This is a genomic window from Candidatus Marifrigoribacter sp. Uisw_064, from assembly GCF_047730175.1.
GTDB lineage: Bacteria > Bacteroidota > Bacteroidia > Flavobacteriales > Flavobacteriaceae > Marifrigoribacter.
On record NZ_CP159833.1, the window covers coordinates 2,502,017 to 2,520,453 of the forward strand.

13 protein-coding genes and 1 pseudogene are annotated in these 18,437 nt (G+C 33.9%); 4 read left to right on the forward strand and 10 right to left on the reverse strand.

Going from position 1 to position 18,437, the window contains the following annotated elements; genetic code table 11:
- Nucleotides 1-13: 13 nt before the first annotated feature.
- The 5 genes and pseudogenes from ABXT64_RS11210 to ABXT64_RS11230 form a co-directional block, all read right to left on the reverse strand.
- Nucleotides 14-1,843, reverse strand: a complete 1,830-nt coding sequence (locus ABXT64_RS11210; protein WP_443633023.1) for a Xaa-Pro dipeptidyl-peptidase — start codon at nucleotides 1,841-1,843, stop codon at nucleotides 14-16.
- A 70-nt stretch (nucleotides 1,844-1,913) separates the two neighbouring features.
- Nucleotides 1,914-2,540 carry a DUF998 domain-containing protein gene (locus ABXT64_RS11215; RefSeq protein WP_443633024.1) on the reverse strand — a complete coding sequence of 209 codons (627 nt, stop codon included), beginning with the start codon at nucleotides 2,538-2,540 and terminating at the stop codon, nucleotides 1,914-1,916.
- Between the two features lie 56 nt (nucleotides 2,541-2,596).
- Nucleotides 2,597-3,694: a poly(ethylene terephthalate) hydrolase family protein gene (locus ABXT64_RS11220; RefSeq protein ID WP_443633025.1), complete on the reverse strand. Its 1,098-nt coding sequence runs from the start codon at nucleotides 3,692-3,694 to the stop codon at nucleotides 2,597-2,599.
- 186 nt (nucleotides 3,695-3,880) lie between these two features.
- A complete protein-coding gene (locus tag ABXT64_RS11225; RefSeq protein ID WP_443633026.1) occupies nucleotides 3,881-4,138 on the reverse strand; it encodes a hypothetical protein in 258 nt (85 codons plus the stop codon).
- Nucleotides 4,139-4,353: 215 nt separating this feature from the next.
- Nucleotides 4,354-4,709, reverse strand: a pseudogene (locus ABXT64_RS11230) (GTP-binding protein); the annotation flags it as partial.
- 401 nt (nucleotides 4,710-5,110) lie between these two features.
- Between ABXT64_RS11230 and ABXT64_RS11235 the strand changes: the two are divergent.
- The 3 genes from ABXT64_RS11235 (at nucleotide 5,111) to ABXT64_RS11245 (ending at nucleotide 10,485) form a co-directional block, all read left to right on the forward strand.
- Nucleotides 5,111-7,258 (forward strand): ice-binding family protein, encoded by a 2,148-nt coding sequence (locus ABXT64_RS11235; RefSeq protein ID WP_443633027.1) that lies wholly within the window; start codon nucleotides 5,111-5,113, stop codon nucleotides 7,256-7,258.
- 722 nt (nucleotides 7,259-7,980) lie between these two features.
- Nucleotides 7,981-8,757 carry an ice-binding family protein gene (locus ABXT64_RS11240; protein ID WP_443633028.1) on the forward strand — a complete coding sequence of 259 codons (777 nt, stop codon included), beginning with the start codon at nucleotides 7,981-7,983 and terminating at the stop codon, nucleotides 8,755-8,757.
- A 360-nt stretch (nucleotides 8,758-9,117) separates the two neighbouring features.
- On the forward strand, nucleotides 9,118-10,485 hold the full coding sequence (locus ABXT64_RS11245; RefSeq protein ID WP_443633029.1) for a choice-of-anchor L domain-containing protein: 1,368 nt from the start codon (nucleotides 9,118-9,120) through the stop codon (nucleotides 10,483-10,485).
- A gap of 120 nt (nucleotides 10,486-10,605) precedes the next feature.
- Here ABXT64_RS11245 and ABXT64_RS11250 read toward each other — a convergent pair whose 3' ends face one another.
- From ABXT64_RS11250 to ABXT64_RS11265, 4 genes are all read right to left on the reverse strand, one after another.
- Nucleotides 10,606-11,016 (reverse strand): cytochrome c oxidase assembly factor Coa1 family protein, encoded by a 411-nt coding sequence (locus tag ABXT64_RS11250; RefSeq protein ID WP_443633030.1) that lies wholly within the window; start codon nucleotides 11,014-11,016, stop codon nucleotides 10,606-10,608.
- Between the two features lie 12 nt (nucleotides 11,017-11,028).
- On the reverse strand, nucleotides 11,029-12,333 hold the full coding sequence (locus ABXT64_RS11255) for an amidohydrolase family protein (protein WP_443633031.1): 1,305 nt from the start codon (nucleotides 12,331-12,333) through the stop codon (nucleotides 11,029-11,031).
- Nucleotides 12,334-12,340: 7 nt separating this feature from the next.
- Complete coding sequence (locus ABXT64_RS11260; protein ID WP_443633032.1) at nucleotides 12,341-15,298, reverse strand: amidohydrolase family protein; 2,958 nt, start codon at nucleotides 15,296-15,298, stop codon at nucleotides 12,341-12,343.
- Between the two features lie 90 nt (nucleotides 15,299-15,388).
- Nucleotides 15,389-16,399 carry a DUF3810 domain-containing protein gene (locus tag ABXT64_RS11265; protein WP_443633033.1) on the reverse strand — a complete coding sequence of 337 codons (1,011 nt, stop codon included), beginning with the start codon at nucleotides 16,397-16,399 and terminating at the stop codon, nucleotides 15,389-15,391.
- Nucleotides 16,400-16,545: 146 nt separating this feature from the next.
- Here ABXT64_RS11265 and ABXT64_RS11270 point away from each other — a divergent pair, with 146 nt between their 5' ends.
- Entirely contained in the window at nucleotides 16,546-18,006 is a 1,461-nt protein-coding gene (locus ABXT64_RS11270; RefSeq protein ID WP_443633034.1) for an aminoacyl-histidine dipeptidase, read from the forward strand.
- Between the two features lie 81 nt (nucleotides 18,007-18,087).
- On the opposite strand, the gene ABXT64_RS11275 is transcribed toward ABXT64_RS11270, so the two are convergent.
- Nucleotides 18,088-18,417 (reverse strand): tetratricopeptide repeat protein, encoded by a 330-nt coding sequence (locus tag ABXT64_RS11275; protein ID WP_443633035.1) that lies wholly within the window; start codon nucleotides 18,415-18,417, stop codon nucleotides 18,088-18,090.
- Between the last annotated feature and the right edge of the window lie 20 nt (nucleotides 18,418-18,437).

The following is an 18,437-nucleotide window of genomic DNA, read 5'->3' on the forward strand; positions in this document are numbered from 1 at the left end:
AGTCTGACAAAGTTTAATTTTTCAATGCTTTATTAAAAGCATCTAGGCCTCCTACAATTGGGAGATCTAGATTAGTTTTATCTAAATCGATTGTTAACTCAGTTCCTGCTTCTGGCCATAAAGTAAACTCTTTATCACTCGAAAAAATCATGAGTCCTATTTGTTGTCCTTTTGGTATTATTTGATCGTCTGGCATCAAATCAAAAGCAACTCTGTAAAATTTACCATCTTCTAAAGGTTCCCCATTGGTCAAAGACTTATAATTTTGAGGATCTGCCCAACCACGTGTAATGATATTGTCAGTTATTTTAGCGTCTTTTTCATCATTCCAAGGGAGTGAAACTAGCCAAACCGAAAGATTGGCAGCAGGTTTACTACTAGACAACGTAATAGCAACTTTTGCAATCCCTGAAATATGAACGTCTTCTGAAAATTGAGGAGTAAGAAATAGTAAACGATGATTAGATTCAGGAGCTTTTGCTAGGGAAGAACCATCGATAGATACATCATCAACTAAGGTTTCATTACCGTATCTATTTACTTTTGAAGTCGTTAACATTCCCGTTTTTGGAGCTCCAGGATTTAAATGTAACGTTACAATTGAAGCATCTGGATTGGGATAATCTTTATAGGCAGTTGGATTTTGTTTATCGTCGTTTTCTCTAACAATCCAAGCTTTAGCATCGTTTTCAACTCCGTTTTCAATTCCATGTAAATAACGCGTAAACCAACGATTCATCATGGTAATAGGAGGTGGGCCACCATGTCCATTTTGATGGTAAAAAATTTGTGAAGGAATTCCTTTTTCTCTAGCAACATTATAAATACGGTAACTATGTTCTGGCATTACATTCCAGTCATTAAAACCGTGTGCCATTAACAAGGCTGCTTTCATAGGTTCCATGTCATTAATATAATCACGGCCTGCCCAAAATTCGTTATAATCACCTGTAATACGATCCATACCATTTTTCATTTCAGTATCACGTACTGTTTTGTTATTATAAGGACGTTTCGCTTCATCACCACTATGTATAAAATCATACAGCACATCAATATCTTCACCTAGATATCCTCCTGGCGAACGTACCAATCCGTTAGAGCGATAGTAATGATAATAGGAAGTATTTGGAGCAATAGGAATAATTGCTTCTAATCCTTCAATACCTGTTGTTGCTGCTGCTAGAGGTAAAGTTCCATTGTAAGAAGTACCAGTCATACCTACTTTTCCTGTAGACCAAAAGGCTTCTACTTCTTCGTTCTCATCTGGACTTGTATATCCTTTTCCTTTTCCACAGAGCCATTGAATAACTGCTTTAGGAGCTAAAGATTCATTGTTACCTCCAACGGTAGGTGCGCCCTGAGAAAGCCCAGTTCCGGGAGAAGAAGAATGTACCACAATATATCCTCTTGGCACCCACTTTTTTATATGTGAATTCGAAATAATTGGTCTTTCTCCCCTACGAATGACTTCTGGGTGAACACGGTCTTTGGTTGATTCCCCTAATTCATGTTTTACATTCCACATTATTCCATCTATATCACTAGCGACACCTGCAAAATAAGGGCTTGTAATGTAAACTATTGGTAATTTTAACCCTTCCGTATCGGTCTGAATAGGTCGTGTAACCGAAACATGCATTCTATCTTGTTTGCCATCACCATCGGTATCGAATTCAGTTTCTACCCATAAATCATGACGAATCCATTTATCGGGTGTATTAAAAGCATCCACTATTTGCGCTTCTCCATCTTTAAAGATAGGAACTGTTTTTTCTTGTGCACTAGAAATTAAAATGAATGCGATTGAAATAATAAAAAGAAATAGTTTCGAATTTTTCATGGTATAAATTTAAAGGTATAAATGCACTAAATTACACGAAGCATTTTTGGATTAATAAATTATTCAAATTTCAAAAACCGATGCTTTTTTTAATGTTGAAAGCACAAGCAATTATCCAAATGATAAATATGCTTTCGATAATTCGCTGAAATAGACCTGCATAATTTGTTGAGGGATCGGATATTAATAAGCCAACAAAGACAATAGAAAATAACCCACAAATAAATCCAATAGTTGAAAGCTTCAAAAAATTCTTTGAGTTTCTCAATCCGATACTGACAATAAGAATACTAATCGGTACAAAAACGTAGGTGAGGAACCCTGTTAAATTATGAATTATTTGCGAAATGCTTGGATCGATTAACTCTTTGTTACAGCCTTGGTCACAAGGAAAAACTCCAACCACAATAGTTGCAATGCCATAAAAAATCCCAAAGCCCCAAAAGCCAATTTTAGTTAGACTAGATTTAGGAAATTTTTTAAATGCATTGAATCCAAATAGGGTCAATAGAATCCCACTCGGAATATATCCATACAACCGTAATGTTTCTCCGTAGGGAGTGCCAACAGCCATTGTTTCACTAATGTATTGTGAAATTGGGTCATAGTTTTCAAACTGAAAACCTCCCAAAAAGGAAGCAACAGCAAAAAGTGAAACTCCAAGTATTCCTATCAAAAAAAGTAATTTGTTGCTCATAATTTATTGCGCGAAATTTAAGCTAATAAATTATTTTAACCATTTTTATCAGCTAATTAATTATATTTAATAAGTTTAATAATTTGACCTTCTATATATAGGTAATACATGCTATCTGGAAACTGTGACAAGTCAATTTGTTTGTTACTCCCCGTTAGATATCCTTCTAATAAACGTTGGCCTAAGGTTGAAAAGAGTTCGTATTGTACATCTTCAAGAACTTCTATATTGACACTATTATTTGTTGGATTTGGATACACTCCAATAACCAATTCTTGCTGATTGACTCCTAATAATTCACATTCGAAATCTTGCTCTACTTTAGATGCAGCTGGAGGATTCACTAAGAGATCGTCTGTTAACAAGGAACAGTAACAATCATTTTCTTCTACATATAGCTTCATCCAAGTAAGGGCGATTTGTCCTACAGATCCCCCTCCACCAGCAGGGGTGTTGGCTACAGAATGATTACCATTTGCAATTTCAAATAGTAACTTGTCAGTTGTATTCGGAGTTATATTATAATGAATATCTGCGTGTTGCGAAGGAGGTGCAACAGCATCATTTTCACCACTAAAAATTAGAACAGGACTATCATGATCGAACTGAGGGCTAGGGAGCCACGGACATAAGGCAACAACACCAGCAATGGTATTATCAAGTACAGCGGCTCTTTGCGCACCTCCACCACCCATAGACCAGCCACTTACGGCCAATTGGTCTAAATTAAGAGCTCCTTCAAGCGGAGATGAGTTTCTAGTATTTTCATCTTTTATAGTTTCCAGGGCATCTATTAGTGCAATAGCGCGTGCCTCTGGAAAATCAAAAATAGAATTCGTTCCTATAATAATGGTTACAATTCCGTGAGAAGCATAAAATGGACCCCATTCCTCAACACTTGAAGGGGAAGCTGTATATCCGGGTACGATTGCAATACTAGCAAAAGGCGGTGTTGCGTTTGTAGGGTAGTAAATGGTCGCTCCAGAATAATCAAGACCATTACGTATTCCATCTGCCTCGGTGAGGGTCTCTACTTCAAAAAGTCCAGGGTTTGTAAGACTCTCTACTGTAATACCTTCGCATTGAGCAAAAACTACATTGGTACATAGTGGTGAGATAAATGTTAGAAGTAATACAAGGTATAGTTTTTTCATATTTTCTTTTAAATTAACCCCAAAGACTGTTGATTGGGAACAGAGTTTTTGTTTTGTTTTTTCAGATCTAAAGATAGTTAATTATTTGTACTAGATTTAAATCTAGTAGCCATTTACATTATATTTTTTTATAGCTAGTTACTAGTATGTTGTTTCTTTTTTTTTAAGCCGATCTTCCTTTTTTAATTACTTATTGATATCAGATTGACTCATAACATCAACAAAAATAGGCAAAGTAAATTTTCGATTTTCATTATTTTTCTCTGCTTCTTTTAATAATTCCTCTAGAATAATAAGCTTGCTAAGCTTGAATGCCACGAGAGTTTCAATTTGGGGCAAGGGACCACGAACTACAATTTTTGTTGGTTTACCGTCATTGCCAATTCCAAAAAGGCAAGTAATTTTAAATTTTTCACTCTTTTTATATCCATTACTTTTAGCCATACGACTCATACTAATTGCGAGCTTTGAGTCTTTTAAGTATTCTGAAATTATATTACTATATTCTGAATCTCAGGAAAACAACGAATTAATTGATGAAAAGGCGATGATAATTAATATTCTATACTTCATATAATTAGCTGCTCGGTTTTTTAATGTTGTTACTCTGATTATTTTTTAAAATATAAATAAATTTTAATTTTCAGCAGTGGCTTTTAAAGTTTTTCAGTTTGCTCTTCAACTCTTTTGCTAAATCAATAACACTATCTACTGCAGTAAGAGTTCTAAAAGTGTCTTCAGCAAAATCTTTATGCCCTAGAGTATCTAAAATATTAATTTTTATGCCTTGATACTCGAATACTAATACGGAAGTTGCTACAGAAATACCTCTCTGTCTTTTAACTTCCATAAAATCACTAGTAGCTCCCTTCTTTATTTTATTATTCTTCAATTCACCAGCTTCTTGTATTGCACCACTAGATAGCAATAATTTTTCCGTTATCGTGTTCTTTTCTGGATCTGGATGCGAGATTATTCCGAACGTTCTACGTCTATAAATTTCCTTATTTATCATGCTTAAAAAATATGATGCAAATATACAGGTTAGCTTTTGGTGAAAAAGACATACTAGTCGATTATACGATTTTTTCACATTTTATAAGTATATGATAGTGGTATTTCTTATGGAAATTCTCACGTAAATTTATTATAAAAAACCTTAAAAACATTAGGTGTAAGTGTATATACGTATCTGTTGTTCCTACAAAAAATATTTAATAAGTTAGTCATTTTATGTAGTTTAACGAAAATTTTTGTTAGTTCGGCGAAAATTTCATTTTTATTAAATATATAATACATTTCCGACTTAATTTTGATGTTATAATGATGTTATAATGAAGTTTTAAATAATTGAAAAATACATTTTTTCAAGAGAAAATAACATTAATAAAATGATAATCAAAATTGTTAAAAATTATGAAATTTATTAAAAAAATTCCATTTCTAGCGATGCTATTTATTGGATTAATATTAAGCTGTGATTCAGAGATTAATTCCTTAGAGCTTGAGGAAGCAAATTTAATTAATTCGCAAGTTAGATCTTTAGTATTACAAGTTGATCTTGGTTCTGCCGAAGATTTTGCGATTCTTTCTAAATCAGGAATCACTAATGTTCCTCCATCTGTCATTAGGGGTAATGTAGGAACAAGTCCAATAACGGGAGCTGCTCTTTTATTAACATGTCCCGAAGTTAGTGGAACGATATATACAGTTGATCCTGCTGGCCCACTTCCTTGTAGAGTAACTGATGCACCACTGCTAACAACATCTGTGCTTGATATGCAAGCTGCGTATACAGATGCTGCAGGACGCGCTAACCCTGATGTTCTAAATTTAGGAGGCGGAGTTATCGGAGGAAATTTGCTAACACCAGGGCTATATAAGTGGACCGGTACCCTTGCGATTGCATCCGACATAACACTTATCGGTAATGCGACTGATGTATGGATATTTCAAGTTGCAGGAACTTTTAATATGAGTTCTGCAGCTAAAATTAATTTATATGGAGGTGCGAAAGCCGAAAATATTTTTTGGGCAGTTGCAGGTGCGGTTACCCTAGGTACCACAAGTCATTTTGAAGGAACCTTATTAGGTGCAACCTCAATTGCGGTACAAACAGGAGCCATGGTATACGGAAGGTTACTAGCACAAACAGCGGTAACACTACAAATGAACTCAGTTAAGAACCCAAAAATAATTATTCCACCACCACCACCACCACCTAACCCGGTATTACAAGTTGATCTTGGTTCTGCCGAAGATTTTGCGATTCTTTCTAAATCAGGAATCACTAATGTTTTTCCATCTGTCATTAGGGGTAATGTAGGAACAAGTCCAATAACGGGAGCTGCTCTTTTATTAACATGTCCCGAAGTTAGTGGAACTATATATACAGTCGATCCTGCTGGCCCACTTCCTTGTAGAGTAACTGATGCTCCTGGACTAACAACATCTGTGCTTGATATGCAAGCTGCGTATACAGATGCTGCAGGACGCGCTAACCCTGATTTTCTAAATTTAGGAGGCGGAGTTATCGGAGGAAATTCGCTAACACCAGGGCTATATAAGTGGACCGGTACCCTTTCGATTGCATCCGACATAACACTTATCGGTAATGCGACTGATGTATGGATATTTCAAGTTGCAGGAACTTTTAATGTGAGTTCTGCAGTTAGAATTAATTTATCTGGAGGTGCGAAAGCCGAAAATATTTTTTGGGCAGTTGCAGGTGCGGTTACCCTAGGTACCACAAGTCAATTTCAAGGAACCTTATTAGGTGCAACCTCAATTGCGTTACAAACAAATGCCTCTGTATGTGGAAGGTTACTAGCACAAACAGCGGTAACACTACAAATGAATTCAATTAAGAATCCAAAAATAGTTATTCCACCACCACCACCACCACCACCTAACCCGCTATTACAAGTTGATCTTGGTGATGCTGAAGATTTTGCGATTCTTTCAAAATCAGGAATCACTAATGTGCCTCCATCTGCCATTATAGGAAATGTAGGAACAAGCCCAATAACGGGGGCTGCTCTTTTATTAACATGTCCCCAAGTTAGTGGAACCATATATACAGTTGATGCTGCTGGCCCACTTCCTTGTAGAGTAACTGATGCACCACTGCTAACAACATCTGTGCTTGATATGCAAGCTGCGTATACAGATGCTGCAGGACGCGCTAACCCTGATGTTCTAAATTTAGGAGGCGGAGTTATCGGAGGAAATTTGCTAACACCAGGGCTATATAAGTGGACCGGTACCCTTGCGGTTGCATCCGACATAACACTTGTCGGTAATGCGACTGATGTATGGATATTTCAAGTTGCAGGAACTTTTAATATGAGTTCTGCAGCTAAAATTAATTTATCTGGAGGTGCACAAGCCGAAAATATTTTTTGGCAAGTTGGAGGTGCAGTTACTCTAGGTACTACAAGTCATCTTCAAGGAACCTTATTAGCTCAAACCTCAATTGCTGTACAAACGGGAGCAACCATAATGGGAAGGTTGCTAGCACAAACAGCGGTAACGCTGCAAATGAATACAATTATTAAACCCTAACCAACAGTGGGATTATAGGTTTACCTGATGTTGTAAGTTTAGTCTCTACTCTAAAGAGAGAGTCATAGCATTTACTGCAATTTAAAAAAAACAGATACCAGCATTTGCTGGTATCTGTTTTTTTTTTGCGTAGTAACTATACTTTTTGGATACCTGCAAGGGGCAAATTAAGAACGTAATAAGGGTGTTACAAAATTAATGAAGACTATGGGAATAAGCCCGCACATTTTTTTATTAGCGTAGTTGCAATTTTGTGTGTTATGATTTTCTTCAGAAAAGAATCATCAAGGAATAGTTGATCTATACATGGACCAATTAAGGTTGCCAAATAACTGATTATTTTAAGATTACCGCAGCGATCTAAAAAAGAAAAATTTATACTCTGATGAGGGTTTTTATTTGCAAGTATTTTCTATAGGAAAATTAGAGGCAAAAAAAACAGCAATTAATTTTAATTTAAATATAAAAAACATAGCAAATTTTTCATAAATGCTGATGCAGTTATTTTTTTATTTAAATCAAAACAAATTTTCATTTTCAGCAGTGGTTTTTAATGTATTTACAAGGGTCTTTTTGTTCTTTAACTAGCTAAATATCAGATTAAAAACACATATTATCGTTTATGAGCTGATTTTCATTTTTTTCTTTTTTTCATAATATTTAAGCTATATTTGTATTGGAAAAACTGACAATTAAGAATGTTAAAATCATAAAAAAAAATCATGAATCTAATTAAAAAAATTCCATTTCTAGCGTTACTATTTATTGGACTAATGTTAAGTTGTAGTTCAGAGAAGGAATCCTTTGAACCTGAGGAAGCAAATTTAACTATTACGCAAACTAGAACTTCAATACCACCTGTTATTCTTGGTGATGCGGAAAGCTTTGCGATTCTTTCAAAAACAGGAATTACTAATGTATATCCATCTGTCATTACAGGAAATGTAGGAACAAGCCCAATAACGGGAGCTGCTCTTTTATTAACATGTCCCCAAGTTACTGGAAATATATATACAGTTGATGCTGGAGGTCCACTTGCTTGTAGAGAAACTGATGCTACTAAACTATCATTAGCTGTAGGTGCTATGCAAACTGCATATACAGATGCTGCAGGACGCTCTAACCCTGATTCTATAAATGAAGGAGCTGGAAGTATAGGAGGACTAAGTTTTGCACCGGGGCTTCATAAATGGACAAGTGCACTTTTAATACCGTCAGACATGACAATTCACGGAAATAAGGATGATATATGGATATTTCAAGTTGCAGGAACGTTTACGATGAGTTCTGCAGTTAGAATTAATTTATCTGGAGGTGCGCAAGCCAAAAATATTTTTTGGGCAGTTGCAGGTGCGGTTACCCTAGGTACCACAAGTCATTTAGAAGGAACTTTATTAGGTGCAACTTCAATTGCTGTACAAACAGAAGCTACTGTAAACGGAAGGTTACTAGCACAAACAGCGGTAACATTACAAATGAATACAGTTACGATAAAATAGAAGAGGATTAGCAAGATCTTATAAAGCGGGTGGTCATTCTGATTTTACTGTTTATAAAAAAAAGTAAATACATAAAAAAAGGTTCTGCGAAAGTGGAATCTTTTTTTTATCCATGAATTCTAAAAATGAGTATCACCATTACGGACTAGTTAATTAAAAAAAAGAGAAGAAAAAAAGAATACCTGAAAGTTCCGACTTTTCAAGTTTGAATATATTTTATATAATAACGCTACGTTTAAACATTTTCCTTAAGCATTCACCCTATAAAGAAAGGCTTCTATACAATTGCTTTTATTTTTAAAATGTAATTTTCTATCTTGTTCAATAGAATTTATATATATTACTAAAAAAAAAGCTAATATGAAACATAAGCTACTTTTATTTTTATTGATATTCACAACCTTCTGTTTTGGACAAATCACCATTGACCAAACAAATACGGTGCAAGAGTTAATTGAAGATGTATTAATTGGGAACCCTAATTTTCCATCTTCTAATTTTGGGATGAGTACTGGTACAGATTATGGTGATGTTAATGGTATTGCAGCATTTAATAAAAATGCAACCGATTTTGCTTTTTCGGGTATTGTACTTACCTCTGGTAACGTTATAAATGTTCCAGGGCCTAACTTAGATTTACTTAATGAGGGTGGAGTTGGTTGGCCTGGTGATGCAGATTTAGAAGAGGTAACAGGTTCATCAAACACTATTAATGCAAGCTCACTTCAATTTGATTTTGTGCCAGCAGTTTCTCAAATTAGTATTGAATTTATATTGGCTTCTGAAGAATACAATCAAAATTTTGAGTGCACTTTTGATGATGCTATTGCTTTTATTTTAACGAATAATTCAACAGGATTTTCTGAAAATATTGCACTAATACCAGATAATGATACTCCAATAAAAGCTACTACTATACACCCAGAAGTACCTGGGCAGTGTGGTGCTATTAATGAAGCCTATTTTGACACGTATAATTTTGAGCCATTTCTACCTGAAGATGAAGCATTAATCAATTATAATGGACAAACGGTTACTTTTTTGAATATAGGAGAGTTAATTATCGGAGATTTGTATACACTTAAAATTGTGATAGCTGATGCAACAGATACAGCTTATGATAGTGCTTTATTTGTACGAGGTGGATCTTTTGGAGCTTTCCCAGTAATGGAAGAGGATCCTGAAAACATTTTTACAGATGAAGGCGATGGAGATGGGTTGGCAATTTTTGATTTAACTATAAACGAAGCACTAATGCTTGGTGGAATTGATACGAATGTGTATTCATTTTTGTTTTCCTATTATCTTTCTGAAGATGATGCAGAGCAGGGCATAAACCCAATTGTAAATCTTGAGGAATATCAGAATATAGAAAACCCACAAACGATTCATGTACGCATGGAAAATGCGTATACAGGCGCTCATATTCAAAATAGTTTTGAAATTGAAACCGACGGGATACTTTCTGTCAATGATTTATTTTCTGAACAATTTTTAATTTATCCAAATCCGGTAGAAAATATACTAAAGATTGATATGTTAGAAAGTTTTGAAGACCTTGAGATTTCAATATACTCTATAGAGGGTCGATTACTTATTTCTGAAGAAATAAAAAACAATACAACAGCTTATAGCATAGATCTTTCTTTATTAACTCCTAGTATTTATTTTCTAAAGATTAGAAGTGAAGATGGTAAGGAAATTAGTAAAAAGATAGTTAAAAATTAATATATAATTAAGGTAAACATCAAAAAAACGAATAGTTTCCTGTTCGTTTTTTTATTCTATTTATGTGTTGTAATTATCAAAATGCTTTTACATAAAATATAGGCTTGTAATTTACAATATTCAATCAATATTGTTGAGCTTTATAATTTCGATACTCTGTTTTAATTCTGTAGGTTTTTTTATTCGAACCGTCAAAATTGTGTAAACCCATTGATTGTTTTCAATATTTGCTGTAATATCCATTCTTGCTTTACCCTTGGCACCTTTAATACGTACTGTAGTTTGTACAGATTTATATTGATGGGTATACTTAACTTCTCCCTCAAAAATAGCAGAAGATTCTAAAGGAGCAATAGCTCCTAATAATTCAATTACTTGTTCGTTTTCATTTACTATTTTAATAGCATTTTCATATAGTGTTGTTTCAGAATATGCTTTTACAAGATTTGAAGCTATATGATTCATTCCTGTTGAGAAAAATATAATGACAGTTATACAAACCAGAATGATACTTATAAGAAGTCGTTTCATTAGTTAGAAGGCTTATTTTTCGTTTTCATACTTTTCAGTATATCGTTTCCAAAGTTCTGTTTGGTGTGTTTCTAAAGAAATATCTCGCCCATCAATAAAAGCTTTTGTTAGAAGATTAGTACGCATGTCTAAAGCATCTCCTTCAGAAATAAATAGCGTAGCACTTTTTCCAACGCTTAACGTTCCATACTCGGTATCTATTCCTAAAATTTTTGCTGTATTCGAAGTGATTAGTTGTAAGGCCTTTTCTTTATCCATTCCTTGACCCGCAACCTGACCCGCATAAAAAGGTAAATTTCTAGTTTGAAAATTAGACATTCCTGCATTTTGTAAGCCAACTAATAAACCACCATCTACTAATAATTTAGGCAATTTATAAGGCAAGTCATAATCATCATCACTATCCATTGGCAAAGCATGCGTTTGCTTAATTAAAATCGAAATAGTATGTTTTTTTAGAAAAGGGATAATTTTGTGAGCTTCATAACCACCAACGATTACAATATCTTGAACTCCATGTTCTTTTAACAGAGTAACAGCATCAATAATTTCTTTTTCTCTTTGCGCATAAACATAGAGTTTCTGACTTCCACTAAATATACCTTGTGTAGCTTTATAAGGTTCGTTTTGAACTTTTGAATTGGTTTTACCATATGCGTTTGCCTGGTTTAAAAAGGCTGTTACTTCATCAGTTTGCTTGCTATAATCCTTATTTGGTTGCCATCCACGAGGTTCACCACTCCACCAGCGTCCTCTTCTAAAACTAGTTGGCCAGTTAAGGTGTATTCCATCATCTACTTTTATTGCTGCATCTTCCCAGTTCCAAGCATCAAATTGTACGATCGATGAGGTGCCAGAGATCCTTCCTCCTTTAGGAGTAATTTGCCCTATCAATATTCCGTTAGGACGCATGGATTCTACCACTTTGCTTTCAGCATTATAAGCAATTAGACTACGAACATTAGGGATAAAATTTCCTAATTCATCTTGGTCATTACTAGCTCTTACCGCATTTACTTCTACTAAACCTAAAGATTTAGCTGGAGCAATAAACCCGGGATAAACATGCTTTCCTTCCGCTTGAATCACTTTTCCTCTTAGTGCAATTTTAGAAGTAGTAGCATCAGCAACAGCGATAATTTTACCGTTTTCAAATGAAATAATACTATTTTCAATGACCGTTCCATCACCAATATGAGCCGTAGCTCCAACGATAGTGATAATACCTTCTTGAGCTAAGGCAGGAGATTGTTGTGCAAATATTGAGAAACTCAAACTAATTGCAGCTATAACGAATATGTTTTTTAAATTTTTCATCTCTCTTTTAGTTGATGGTTTCACAATGAAATTCTTTGTTGCCTTTTCGTTTAGGTGCTTGTGTTTTACTTCCTCCTTCTTTTTCTTTCAGCATCATTTTAATTAGGGTATTTCGTTCCTTCTTAATTGCAGAACGTTTTTGCTTGTCAAGCTCCATGTCAAAATAAACAGCACCTTCAATCAATGTTTTTTCAGCTTTTGCATAGATGGATAATGGATTGTCATTCCAAAGTACTAAATCAGCATCTTTACCTTCTTTTATACTACCAACACGATGGTCTAAATGAAGTAGTTTTGCAGGATTGATCGTGACCATGTTCCAAGCTTGTAATTCAGTCATTCCACCATACTTGATCGTTTTTGCAGCTTCTTGATTTAATCTACGAGACATTTCGCCATCATCACTATTAATAGCAACGGTAACCCCTTCATTGGTCATAATTGCTGCATTATAAGGGATTGCATCATTTACTTCAAATTTATAAGCCCACCAATCACTAAAGGTAGAAGCTCCAACACCATGAGATTTCATTTTGTCGGCTACTTTATAACCCTCTAATATATGAGTGAATGTATTTACTCTGAAATTGAATTTCTCAGCGACTTTCATCAGCATATTGATTTCACTTTGAACGTATGAATGGCAACTAATAAATCGTTCGCCATTTAGTATTTCAGCAAGCACTTCCATTTCTTCATCATAACGGAAAGTTGCTCCACTCTTCTTTTTTGTATCGTATTCTTTAGCACGGTTGAAGTAGTTTACATACAGCTGTTCTACACCCATTCGTGTTTGCGGAAAACGATTGTAGCTTTGCCAATTCGATTGTTTTACGTTTTCTCCTAAGGCAAATTTTATAAACTTCGGACGGTCAGTATAAAGCAAACCATCAGCATCTTCACCCCATTTAAGTTTAATAATTGCAGAACGTCCTCCAATTGGATTTGCAGAACCATGTAAAATTTGAATGCTAGTAACTCCTCCAGCTAGGTTTCTATAAATATCAATATCTTCAGGATCTAACACGTCTTCAATGCTAACTTCAGCAGAAGAGTTATGCCCACTTTCATTAATGCTAAACGCTGCAATGTGTGAATGTTCATCGATTATTCCAGCAGTTAGATGTTTACCTGTAGCGTCAATTACTGTTGCATTTCCGCTAGAAAGGTTTGTTCCAATTTTTGAAATTTTTCCGTTCTTAATAAGCACATCTGTATGTTGTAATATTCCCTCTTTTTCACTAGTCCAAACGGTTGCATTTTTAAATAAAATGTTTTGTGAAATAGGTAGGGTAGTAGAACCATATCCTACATTTGGAAAAGTGATAGGAACTAACTCTGGCTTACTATCGGATTTGTTTTTTTCTGAATCTTCACTCTTTTCTTCTTCGGAAGTTAATTTACGCGCCGTAAAACTTGAGGCGGAACCATTTGGCATGATTACTTTTCCTGTTATGTTTTCTTCAGAAGAAATTCTTGAAGTAGTTTGAAAGCTTTCAGTTTTATCTTTATCTGAAAATGAAAGATTCACCCAATTGTCTTTATAGCTTATTTTTGAAGGATATTTAATACTATCTAGTTTTACTTCCGAAGATAGTTTTGCTAATTCTCCTTTTATTAATACGCTATAATTTTTACCTCCAATAAGTGTTGTATATGTTCCACGGATGTCTTTAATTTCTTTATCAACGAGAACATTTTTTGTTCCTTGAACCCAGTTTTCATAGAGTATTGTTTTCTTTTCAAATATTTCACCAGATGTAATTAAAAAGTTTGCATAACGCCCTACTTGTAAAGAACCAACTTTATCACTCTGACCTAATAACTGAGCTGGAACAGTTGTTAATGCCTCTAAAGCTTTGGTTTTATCAAATCCATATTCGAAGGCTCTATTTAAGTGTTTTTTAAAGTCTGCAGGGCTTTTTAATTGGTGCGTAGTTAATGAAAAAGAAACCCCATTATCTGATAATACCTTTGGATTGCTAGGCGCTTGATTCCAAGCTCTCATATCGGCAATCGAAATATAATTTGCTGCGTATGGATCACTTACATCGTAAGCCTTTGGAAAATTGATAGGAATGATATACGAAGCTTGTGTTGCTTTAATACTTTCTAAAGATTCATATTCATCACCACCACCAACGATGATATAGTTCAGATTAAATAAGTCTCCAGTTTTATCAGCTAAAACATCTTTATATTTATTTCCGGCTTCTATAAATGAAGGAAGATTTTTATTCTTGATAAGGGCTTCTAAAGAGCGATCATTTGTTTTACTATTTCCTTTTGCATACCAATCTGCGTCATAATTCATTTGTCTCAATAGGGCAGAAGCTCCCATTAATGAACCTGGATAACGTTGTCTGCTTGCGACACTTTTTGAGAAAGAAAAATAGTTTCCAGAATTTTCTACTAGAATACGTTCACTATTATTAGCATTGTCATTTAAACTTACCAAAACTCCAGTTCCTCTTGCAATACCATCCATGATGTGAGAATTCACCACACCAAAACCAGCATTTCTCAACTCTTTTGCCTTTTTGCTTACATATTTAAAATTATCAATAGCATTGTTTTCTGGCATGATGTGATCATTCCAATAAAAACCACTTCGGTTCGATTCCCATTGTGGAGATTGTTTCCATTTAACTTTTTCAGGTTTTGAAACTCCAAAATTTGAATAAGGATCTATAAAAGAAGGGTAGATGTATTTCCCTTTTAGATCAGTAATGATAGAATTTTTAGGAATGGTAACATTTGATCCTACAGCAATTACTTTTCCATCTTTAATAACTAAGGTTCCATTATCAATTTTTTGAGTTGGAGTTATATACAAAGTTGCATTTGTAAATACAGTATAATTGCTGTTTTCTTTTTTTAAGCTTGAATTCTTCGGAAAATACACTTGTGCATGCACAATAGAAAAACTAAAAAAAAGTAGAAATAATAAAATGACTTTTTTCATTTAAAAGGATTGATTCGTTTGGTTTTTAAAGATACTAATGCATCTTAACTAAATAAGTATAACCTGTGGTTTTAACATTTTTTTAAAAAATTATAAAGGTTTATCTTCATAATAGTTTACAACTAAAGCAACCATATAGCTGTAACTCATAATGCCATTAGATTGATTATTTGCTTTTAGAAAAGTATCCCAAAAGACTTTAGATACTACTTCGAAAGGGTTTTTGTAACTTTGCCAAAAATCCCTCATTTCTTTATAACTAGCTAGTATTCCAGGATTTATGGTTTCAATAATTTCATGATATGTATCCATATCCCTTCGTGCAATTTCATTTACACAATAGCGCAAGGCGAAAATATAGCCAGCATATTGAATGTAAGTGTTATCGTTATTTAATGTAGCTAAAGTTGCAATAAAGTTAGCTTCATTTTCAGCAGCATACCCCAATTGGTGTGCTTGTTCATGACAACTTACCACCGGAAATTTATAGTTTTTGATGAGGCTATTTACTTGTGCTTCACCAGAAAAAGGATTGTAATATCCACTATAACCCATATAGGTTAACCCTAAACTCCAACCACTCTTTTTTATACTTTTTGGGTGGTATCCTAAACTAGGATGAATTTTCTCAAGATTTTGATATCCGTTTAAAGATTTTTCAAATATTTCTTTTTGTGAATAAGGTAAATCTATTTTGGTAGTATCATGAAAGCCGAGTGTTCTATGTAATTCATTCGACTTCTCAATAAATCGTTTTGTGGTACTAATGAGTTGCTCGGTGGTATAGTCAGTTTCTAGGTTTAACGTTTTATGAAGCGGTACACGGTAATAATTAAATCCCCATAATAGATTAAAAACAAAATATACAATAGAAAGAGTCGCTGTAATATCTAAGATATAACTTACAATATCAGTTCTAATTCTTTTTCTGTTTTTGTACAACCAACGTACAGCAATAATACCAATAAGGGTATAAAAAACATCTCCAATAGAAAAGGGAATCCAACCAAATAAATAGCGAGACATAGTGGATAAGAAAGGATATAATCCATTGCTATAATAGCGTTCAATAAATTCTGGAAAAAACTTAAGTATCTGCAAAAGTATAATTTGAATAATAAGGAGCGCGGTTAAAATTAATTTGGTTCTTTTTTGCATGTTTCAAACATACAAAGAAATCTATATATAATTTTTAATGCTATGCGAAAAGCGTAATTTTGTTGAAATATTTTAATAAAATGAAACATATGAATGAAGCTATAAGAAATTTAGAGCCAAAAAGACTTTGGAATAATTTTGCAGATTTAAATGCGGTACCTCGTGCTTCAAAGAAAGAAGAAGAGGTTATAGATTTTATAAAAAACTTTGGAAAAAATTTGGGCTTAGAAACTTTTGAAGATGATGTGCGAAATGTTATTATTCGAAAACCTGCAAGCCCAGGAATGGAAAACAGAAAAGGGATTGTACTACAATCACATTTAGATATGGTACATCAAAAAAATAATGATACCGAATTCGATTTTGCAACCCAAGGTATTGAGATGTATGTTGAAGGGGATTGGGTCTCTGCTAATGGCACTACTTTAGGAGCAGACAATGGATTGGGTGTAGCTACTATTATGGCAATACTAGAGAGTAATACCATTGACCATCCAGCAATTGATGCTTTATTTACAATTGATGAAGAAACAGGAATGACTGGTGCTTTAGGATTAAAAGGAGGAATTCTACAAGGTGAAATCCTTTTAAATTTAGATACTGAAGAAGACGATGAAATTGGAGTAGGATGTGCAGGTGGAGTAGATGTAACTGCAACAAAAAAATATAGTCCAGTATTAACTCCAAGTAATGCGAGTTCATATAAATTAACCGTAAAAGGACTGCAAGGAGGACATAGTGGAATGGAGATTCAATTAGGATTAGGAAATGCTAATAAAATGATGAATCGAATATTATCTGAAACAAATAACTATTGTTTATTATCTTCATTATTAGGAGGTAGTTTACGAAACGCCATTCCTAGAGAAAGTAATTGTGTAGTTGTTGTTGAAAGTAAAAATGATTCTGATTTCCTGTCAAGTTTTAATAAAATAAAGAATGAAATTAATAATGAATTTCATTTGTTAGAATCTGATATTACAGTTGTTGCTGAAAAATTAGATACATTACCAGAACATGTAATGAATTCTTTAGATCAAGAATTATTTATTAAGGCGGTACATGGAGCTCATAATGGTGTTTTTAGAATGAGTCCTGCTATTTCAGATTTGGTAGAAACATCAAATAATATTGCGAAAATAGCCGTAAATAATGATGTCATTACGATTGAATGTTTAACACGATCTTCTGTAGAATCATCTAAAGATAATATGGTAAATTCATTGCGTTCGGTCTTTGAATTGGCAGGATTTAGTATTAATTTATCGGGAAATTATCCTGGATGGGCACCCAATATGGATAGCCCTATATTAAAAGTTTTAGATGCTTTATATGAAAAGATAAATGGTGAAAAAGCACATGTTGCTGCTTGTCATGCCGGATTAGAGTGTGGTATTTTAGGAACCAATTATCCAGGGATGGACATGATATCATTTGGTCCAACGATTAAAGGAGCCCATTCTCCAGATGAGCGTGCAAGTATATCTTCAGCTCAAAAATACTGGGAATTCGTTATAGAAATTTTAAAGAACATTCCTGTAAAAGCATAGTGTTTTATAATAGGAAGTATAAAAAAAGCCTCTTCATTTGAAGGGGCTTTTTTATGCACGTAATTTTCACCAAACCTTTTTTTACTTACTTTTCTGTAATCCTTTAAGCATTTCTGTAGCATTATTGTTTTCAGGGTTTAAGCTTAAAGATTTGTTATAATTTAAAATTTCCAAATCGGTTTTTCCTGTTTTCATACAGGATTCTGCATAACGATCAAACACATTAAAGCAATCAGGATAGAGCGTCATGTTTACTTTAAAAATGTCCTTCGTCATTTTTGTGTTCGATTCATTTAAAAAATTATAACCTAATCTATTTAAGTTGCCTTTATTAATAGTAGGATCTTGCTTGAATAATGAATTATATACATTCATTGCTTCTTCAAAGTTGCCTTCTAAGATAAAGTCCATTGAGACTTTTTTATCAATAT